Annotated in this window: 4 protein-coding genes and 1 pseudogene; 3 read left to right on the top strand and 2 right to left on the bottom strand. The window is 41.4% G+C overall.

Annotation, left to right across the window (positions count from 1 at the left end; genetic code table 11):
• Positions 1-134 precede the first annotated feature (134 nt).
• Positions 135-365 (top strand): hypothetical protein, encoded by a 231-nt coding sequence (locus LC574_RS13690; protein ID WP_229454031.1) that lies wholly within the window; start codon positions 135-137, stop codon positions 363-365.
• A 403-nt stretch (positions 366-768) separates the two neighbouring features.
• Here LC574_RS13690 and LC574_RS13685 read toward each other — a convergent pair whose 3' ends face one another.
• Positions 769-6,444 (bottom strand): hypothetical protein, encoded by a 5,676-nt coding sequence (locus LC574_RS13685; protein ID WP_229454030.1) that lies wholly within the window; start codon positions 6,442-6,444, stop codon positions 769-771.
• Between the two features lie 94 nt (positions 6,445-6,538).
• Positions 6,539-7,063, bottom strand: coding sequence for a toxin-activating lysine-acyltransferase (locus tag LC574_RS13680; protein ID WP_229454029.1), 525 nt, complete (start codon positions 7,061-7,063; stop codon positions 6,539-6,541).
• 1,060 nt (positions 7,064-8,123) lie between these two features.
• Between LC574_RS13680 and LC574_RS13675 the strand changes: the two genes are divergently transcribed.
• The gene (locus tag LC574_RS13675) at positions 8,124-8,582 is read left to right on the top strand and encodes a transposase domain-containing protein (RefSeq protein ID WP_229454028.1); all 459 of its coding nucleotides are present in this window, start codon (positions 8,124-8,126) and stop codon (positions 8,580-8,582) included.
• Positions 8,583-8,661: 79 nt separating this feature from the next.
• Positions 8,662-8,861, top strand: a pseudogene (locus LC574_RS13670) (IS4 family transposase); the annotation flags it as partial.

Below are 8,861 nucleotides of genomic sequence, written 5' to 3'. Positions count from 1 at the left end.
CACTCAAGTTGAGAGAGTTCAACCTCTTTCAAGGGTAGGTTTTTTGGAATCTCGAAAATAGTTGAGAAAATTCTCAACTGTTTAACGTGGCTTGGTCGTTTCAGGATTTAAGCATCGGCTGAAATAGTCAAAAAATGACCAAATACAAAATACCTACCTTTGTAAGGAGTTCAACCTTCCCTATTTCTAGGTTTGGTTGGAGAGGTTATTTACGGACTTTAACCGTGATTAACTCTCAACGAATCGCACTTCCTCTAAGAATTAGGAGAGCGATCGCAACCATCCTTACAGTTGTGGTACATAATCTGTTAACAGTGACATCAATTAGACATCTCCGAAAACTGCCCAAGTATCTCTGTGACTAACTTATAGGGTGCGATCGCCAGTTTCGCAATCCAGCTAGTTTCGACGAGAGAATATGGGTTTGAGATGTTTGTTGTTAATAATCGGACAAAAAAACGTGGTTATGTGCATTCATTGTCAAATCAGGCGATCGCTAAAAAATGCGGGTTTTACTGCATACATAACATTTATTTGAGCGTTTGAGAGATATTGCTGTTTACGCTGCTTGATTGAATCAAAAATGGATAAAGTCGAGATCAGGAGTCTCAAATCCAAACGCTCTCTCCGCAGAAGAATTATTCTCACAAATCACCGCAGAGATTGAATTTTATCAACAACAAATAGCAATTCGGCAACAACTAGCCTACTAATGCGATCGCATCAGTGCAAATTAAAAAGATAGCCCTGAAAAGGAATTATTAGGAACTAGACCACAACAAAGTGTTGATGAGTTAGTGCTAAGTTAGGATTAAGTTTAGCCAAGCGAATAGCAGAGATAGTTCCACTCCCATCACTATCAAAAAGTAAGTCGCCGTTAGTATGATTGTAAATCAAGCGTTGAGCGTTAGTGGAAGCTTGGTTTCCCAGAGTGAATTGACTGATATCAAGTTGTCCAAAAGCCAAATTATTATCAAAACCAGAAGCAGAAATTTCAATCAAATCATCAGCAACGGTGAAATCAGTGATAGTGTCAATGCGATGATTAGGTTGAGTGAAAGAGAAGCGATCGCGTCCCCCACCACCTGTTAAAGTATCATTACCAGCACCACCATTCAAGAGATCATCACCGCGATCGCCTTGAATCAAGTCATCGCCAGAGTCACCAAATAAGCGGTCGTTTCCTTTATCACTGTTAATCACGTCATTTCCAGCACGACCAACAAGAATGTTGTCGCCGTCGTTGCCGATGATGGTATCGTCGAAATCAGAACCAACAGCATTTTCGATAGCGTTGAATTTGTCAGTAAAATTGGTCGATTCTGCCACTATTTCCGTACTAAGGTTGATAATCACTGCATCTGTGGCATAGCGATAATCAAGAGTGTCAGAACCATCGTCACCATCAATATTGTCAGCACCGCCATGAGCATAAAAGATATCATCGCCTTCGTTACCGCGCATGGTGTTATTACCAGCCAGTCCCCAAAACGCTTCATCTGCTTCACTACCTGTTAAAGTGTCGTCACCAGTGGTTCCGGTTAGGGTAGGTAGCCGTTTATCTCCTGACTTTTCAAGCAATTCAAAAATAGAAACTTCGTAATCGCCAGCAAACCTAAGTTTATCTTTAAAGTTGGCTAAATCCTGAAAATCAATCACTGTAATTGAACCAGTCAGGGCTGTGGTTTGGGGGTTGTAAATTTCTATTTTGAGATCGGGTGATACTTCATTAGGAAGGATTTCTCTGAAACTTTTGTAGTTGGTTGAATCATCAAGTTTACCAACTTTGAGTTTAATATCATTGAGGGTAATGCCACCGCCAAAGACAATGGTATCAATACCTACCTGGTCGTCAATAATGTCATAGCCGTCTCCTAACCAATAAGCATATTGGTCATCTCCATCATTCCCTTGAAGAAAGTCATTACTCTTACCTCCAATCAGAACGTCTGCTTTCTTAGACCCTTTGATAACATCGTCTGCATTACCCCCATAAAGCCATGTAGCTTTATCTGTATCAGCGACAAGGGTATCTACATCTGCACTGCCATCTTTGAAGTATTTGATTTGACCAAGCTCGATATGACCAGAATCGGCAAAACCAAGGCGTTCGATTGGCTGATTCACGCCAAAATTGTATTGTGTTCCCTGATGGGTAACAGTAAATGTATCGTCCTTAAATATCTTTTTATGACGCTTCTTACTATAGCCCTCTTCTGAAAAGCCTACCCAAGATAGATTTTTACTATCTTGATCAGGCAAAATGCCACCACCTTGAATCGTAATGGTGTCTGTCAGTTGTGACTGAATTGCTTGAGAGTTGGTAATATAAGCGTTTTCTGGTTTAATGCCAATGGTTAAATCGATAGAACTAAGTAAGTCAATTAGTTCTTGTTTCGTAATGATTTTTGAGTTACTAGGATAACCGTTGGTAAAATATTTTTCATAGGCAAGATTGATTGTGTTGGGGTTGATCGCCGTTAAGTTACCAAAGATATCGTGATAGGTAATATCTTCACCAAAAACGATTGATTGCTGCTGAGAAATCTTCTCGTCTTCATTGGGAAGTACACCGTAGCTCACACTGTCTTTGTAATTTACTTTTAACTCAACCTTTCTCTTTTTTAGTCCTGGGTAAAGTTGTCGATAGAAGTCGTTATTTACTTTGATAGTTCCGTGATTCGATGTCTGATTCACATCTGTTTGCACGACTATTTGACGCAATTGATCATTGTTGCTACCTCGATTCAGTAAATAAACATCACCTCCTTGGCTGATGTTAAAAACATCATCGCCTTTGCCACCATCAAAGATTTCAGCTTTGGCAGAACCAGTGATACTATCTGCTAAGGTACTACCAATCGCCTTCTCGATACTACTAAAGCTATGTCCGTTTTTAGAACCGTTGAGATTAATTTGCACACCGCGTGATTTATCCCAATTCGCAAATGAGAGGTTATCAACCCCTTCCCCGCCGCGGACATCGTAGGTAGCTGCCCCATTGGCAACATCAATATCATCGTGATGAATAATAATGGTATCGTTCCCCGCGTCTCCGTCCAGTCCACCGCCTAGGGGTGAACCGATTAGGGTATCATCATAGGCTGAGCCGATCGCATCTTCAATATTGAGAAGGGTATCTGTTTCCGTAGTCGTTTCCCCGATTTTGGTAACAGCTATACCAGTGTTCAGATTGATTTCGACTCCATAAGTACTGGAGAAGAAGCTCACTGCATCGCGTCCTGTGCGTCCATCAATTGTGTCAGCCCCCGCTCCGCCATCAATGATGTTGGCAAAGGCATCACCCTTTAATGTGTCGCCAAAAGCAGAGCCAATAATGTCTTCAATCGAATAAAGCTGATCGCCATCCGATGCGGTTCCTTTGAACGTGCCGCCTGCGAGATCGACAGTCACACCAGCCGTAGCATTCGCGTAGCTTACCGCGTCGTATCCCGCACCACCATAAATAATATCCGCGCCATTGCCGCCTTCGAGACGATCGTTGCCAGCATCGCCATAAAGCTTGTCGTTGCCAGCATCGCCAAACAAATGATCATCACCTTCGCCGCCTGCGATGCTGTCACTGCCAGCGCCACCGTGGATTTCGTCATTGTAGAAAACGAGTTGTGGATGTGTGGCACTACTGAACCAAGTCTGGCGTGTGATGTCTGATACAGACTTTGCATTATCTGCTGCGCCATCAGAAATCTCAATATCTGCCGGGATAGCAGCAAAACCTGCGTTTTCATCGCCATAAATGATGTCGTCACCATCTCCACCATAAAGTGCGTCATTGCCAGCGCCACCAACAATCAAATCATTGCCGCCATTGCCACGCACAAAGTCCCACCCTAAACCAGCGTTGATACTATCATTCCCTGAGCCGCCGACCAGAATATCGTTGCTTTCTCCATCATTAGCTACATCACTGTCGATAAATGTGCTGGCGACATTCTCAGCGAGCCAGATGTCGTTTCCGGCTGTGCCGTTGACAGTCGCACCAGTTGCATTGGCACTGAGATGCTTGTAACCGATTTTATTTTCGATGTCGGTAATTTCAATGCTATGCACAACGTTACCATCGATGATGACCTCAAGTTTCAAGGTCGTGCCTTCAACGGTAATGTTGAGATTGTCGAGAGATGCCCCTGTTTTTTCCAGTCCAAGACTTTCAAAGAATACTGCCAGCCCTCCATAGAAATCTGACTTCGACCAGTCAGTGATCCCAATCTCCTCCGCCCGGATAAGGGTAATCACCCAACCTGCGGCAAAAGCGGAGTTTGGAGCGGACGCGATCATCAGATCGATGACATCTTTGTTCTCAAGGTAACGCACATAATCTTGTGCAATTTGTAGATCACCATTGAGTTCCTTAATGGTCTTGGACTGCGTTTTCTCAATTACTCGCTTCATGAGTACGTCACCGCCAGCAAGCCGCAGACGTTTGAGCGTGTCAATGACACCAAGATCGATAATCCCTTCCGGTGTTGAACGTTTGATCTCTTTATTGCCGTGGAGCTCATCTCTGAAGTTGACGTAGAGTTTTTTCTCACGGTGGCCATAGCGATGATAAAGGTTACTAGTTGCTATATGCACGCCACCAATGATGTCGAGATAGCTGTTGAGTGTATCGCGGCTCGCTTGTGCCATCTCAATAGCAAAGCGTTTGTTGCCGCCTTCTTTTCGCCATGTATGGGAGAGGTAAAATTTGCCATTTGTAGAATCGAGTTCTAGCGAAGCCCAGGCACGTGCTTCATCACCCCATCGCTCGTTGATCCAGTCTCCCAAGAGTGTGCCAACAAGCGTACCGACAAGAGCACCAATGCCAGGAAGAATAAGGTTTCCCAAAGATCCTAAAAAATTTGATGTCGCAGCTGATAGACCTAATGCGCTGGCAATATTACTTCCAATACCGCCAATAAAAGACTTTACTGCTGTTAAACCGGCAATTGTTGACCCGATCGCTCCACCAATCGAGCCGCCGATCGCCCCTGCTGTGGTTTTGGGTGAGATAACTTGACGGGCAAGATAACCACCAACAAAAGAACTCAAATTTGTAACAATGTTAGTGTCAAGACCGTTAAAGGGATCTAGTGGAGCTTTTGCTCCTTTGGCAACATAATCGACAACATTACCCACGACAGTAGATGTTACGTTGCCAATAGAAGATTTTAAAAGCTGTCCCCCAAAATCGCCTGGAATATCTAATGCTTCCGACAGTTCAGCTGTGAGGAATGAACTGATGGCATTAGTGCTAGTAGATTTTAGGTTTTTAAATAGATCCTCACTAAAATCATCAAATCCAGCTTTAACTGCAACTGATAGGTTGACTTTAGGATCTATAGGATCTAAGTAAATGTCAAGAAACTGACCAACATTGCCCAAAACTGTTGAAAGTACCGTTTGTGAGCCGATCTGTGCAAAAACATTATCTCCTGCGATCGCTTGTCCTAAAGATGAACCAAATATTTCACCGATTTGGTTGCCGACAATTGCTTTATTACGTAAATCTACATAAGATAAATTATGAACCCGATAATCTCCTGCTATATATGTATGTAATCCTTCAACAGTAAAGTTATAAACTGTATGTTCACCTTCTATTGGTTGAATACCAGGATGGGGAATAAGTTTTCCTGTTATGCCAACTAAAAAGGCATTGGTATCAATTTCTTCTAAGGTTTTAAAGCTGCCATCATGTTGCAAGAAATGATGTGCTAATGTAACTTTAATATCACCTAATTGAACAACTTTTCTGTTAGGGGTGATAAAGGTTTGGGTGACTTTACGAGGTTGTAATTCTCCTAACCCTTCAAATGCCATTACTTCATCGCCAATTTTAATCTCAGTGATGGGTTTATATGTGCCATCTGACATTAAAATTGGGGTTTCTGCGGTGAAACATTCAGAAGTGAACCACTCATGAATATTGTATAAAGCATTACCGAATGCATCCAGCGTCCCAGACCATCCTAACTTCTTATTAATAAAATCTATTGCGTCCCTATCCTTCCCGTTGGCAAAATATTCTTGCAATTGAGCTCTATCTTCTGGCGTAAATTTTAAAGCAAGTCTTGCTGCTGCTTTATCATAATCCGAAGAAGAAGGATTGTTCAAAACTAACTCCCAATATTTAACTTCTTCCTGGGCGACTATAAGATTTGACTTAGTATCAGTAATTGATTTTTGCATCAATTCCTGTATATTAGGTCTTTGAAAAAATGCACCAATTTCTGCACTATTTCGAGCCCTATATCCACCAGTCTCAAATGGCCAAAAAGGAAATGTAGTCCCAATTATTTCAGGAATTTTTCCGTGGTAAAGTAAGTAAATTCCCTTGTGAACCCCATATCCAATAGTTCCAGGTTTAAAATCTTTAGTAGCCTGTAAAGCACCAGATCGATCGGATGAATATTTTAGTGTTGAATTAGTTTGTTCTGCCATCTTTCTAAACCTCTCAGTTTTTACTTGTTTAATTGTTGAAGATTAGACAGTTGAAGTTTTCTACTCAATAACGTGTATATATTGAATATTTTGTTTAAATTTTTTTCGCAGTAGCATTTCCTTCTGCAAAAGCTAGAAATGTAATTTCCTTGTTCGGAAATACCTTTTCCTTCAAATCCTGAATCATTTCTTCTTGCCCTCCGTAAGGTGCAATAATATCAACTAACCACAAGCGATCGCCTGACTTCCAATCAGCTGGTGCAAGTTTGGCATTCCCCGCCATCAGCCGCTTTTCTATCTCTTCATTCACAAAAGCCCAAAGTGCTACCCCTATCGGTCTATCAGGGGCATAAAACACCCGAAACTGCTTGAGTATTATCGGTGTCATTACCAGCCATTCCAAATCGAACAGAAAGAAATTTTTATGCCTTGGTGATTGTGTGAACAGCCAAACCACCTCACCAAACAGTGTCGCCACTGTCTTTTGATTACCTCCTGGTGTCGGTTCAGTGAAAATTGAGCCTAAGCTAGTCTGTTCTTCCGACTTGCGACTATCATTATTTGCACTATTATTGCTATTTTGGACTTGTTGGTTTTCTGAGTTTTGACGCTGATTCATGTCATTTTTCTTGCTTTTAAATACATTTAGTCTCAGTTTTGACGAATTCACCCTTCAATTGTTAATAACCTTGATTCTTCTATAACCTTGGCGTATCCCTACAAGGAAACAAGCTACCCATAGAGAAGCGATCGCTCTTGAGGTTTAATGCCTAAAACTCTCTTCTGGTCAGCATTTGGAATTTGTGAGTCTAATGATTGTAACTGTTGCACTTTAGAGGAACGAGAAAATAGGGTTTACATATGTAAGCCTCGACAATTAAATATTAGAAAGGTTAGTGCGACTATAACCGTCTCTTTCATCTTGGAAAGCTGCACGCCAATCTCTAAACAATTTGATACACAACACCATTCTCAAGAATAGTTAGCCACGTATTTATTTGATAGTCAATATAAGCAAACAATAATTTATAAACTCTCAAAAGATAAAATTATCTCTTAGCTTGGTGCAATCCCATGTGGACTTTAGTTACACCTGCGTAGGCGTAGCCCGCAGTAGGCATCGCTCCCTCACAGACAATTGTTACAAAAAAGCCCAGTCATCTCATAACTGGGCGTTTAGCTATCTCAATCAATTATTGTCGGTAGAGTAACTGTTGATTTGGCGTTCTAAAGCGTTCAATTCTTGCCAGGGGTTGTAACGAACTAGTACCATAACTGTTGGTGGGAAATCTTGGGTCAAGATTCGTTTTACAAGCTTTTTTAGGCTGATCCCCCACTAAGACAGTTAGGTTAAATTGCAAATGAAATCATATCCCTGCCTAATTCCCCGATTTAGGTGTAAATCCAGGTTAAGACTGCGGATTTTGCCTAAGCCCTAACAAATTTCCGTCAATATCCTTGAAGGTGGATAATTGCACTCCGTGACCGACATCGGTAATTGGCCCAACTGAGACTCCTTTTTCAGTCAGGCTTTGACGAGCAGTAATGGCATAAGCAGGCGATCGCTAATGGAGAAATGATGTACAGTTGTCCAAAAGTTTTTGGAGGTAGAAAAAGCTTACTCGTCCGTGAAATACTATTTTTGAGACGAATAAGCCAAAATCAAAATTACTACTACTGTGACACTAAGAGTACAAATCCTCAAGGATAAATTTAATCAAAGTTTAGGTTTACCTTTCAAAGAACTATTGCCAGAGTCTGTAATAAGACAAGCAATTTCCGAATTAAAGATTAAATACAAAAAGCGGTTATTTGATCCGTTTGTAACATTGTGGGCATTTCTATCTCAGGTTCTGGATACCGACAAAACTTGCCATAATGCTGTGAGTAAAATAATTGCACATCTAGCAGAATCAGAAGTAGAAGTTCCCTCAACGGATACTAGTGGATATTGCCAAGCGAGAGCAAGGCTCCCAGAGAAATTATTAGAGAAACTTTTCAATTCCTCAGCACGAAATCTAGAAGAGAAAGTGACAAAAGAACATTTGTGGTGTGGTCGCAATGTCTTAGTAATAGACGGTTCAACTGTTTCCATGCCAGACACCATAGAGAACCAGCAAAGTTTATCCTCAACCTAGTAGTCAAAAAGGAGGATGTGGTTTCCCAATTGCCAAGATTGGTGCGATATTCAGTTTGTTGACGGGAGGTGCTGTTGCCTTGTGCATTGATGTCCTGAACACTCATGATATTAAATTAGCGAGAAAAATGTACAGTTTTCTCAAACCCAATGATGTGCTTTTAGGGGATAGAGCTTTTTGCGCTTACTCTGATATGATTGCTATTAAAAAACTTGATTGTGATGCCGTATTTCGGAAGCACCAATCTCGAACAACAACCATGCGAAAAGGTAAAGTTGT

The organism is Nostoc sp. CHAB 5715, assembly GCF_020829685.1.
Classification (GTDB): domain Bacteria; phylum Cyanobacteriota; class Cyanobacteriia; order Cyanobacteriales; family Nostocaceae; genus Nostoc.
This window is presented reverse-complemented; position numbering and strand designations above follow the sequence as displayed.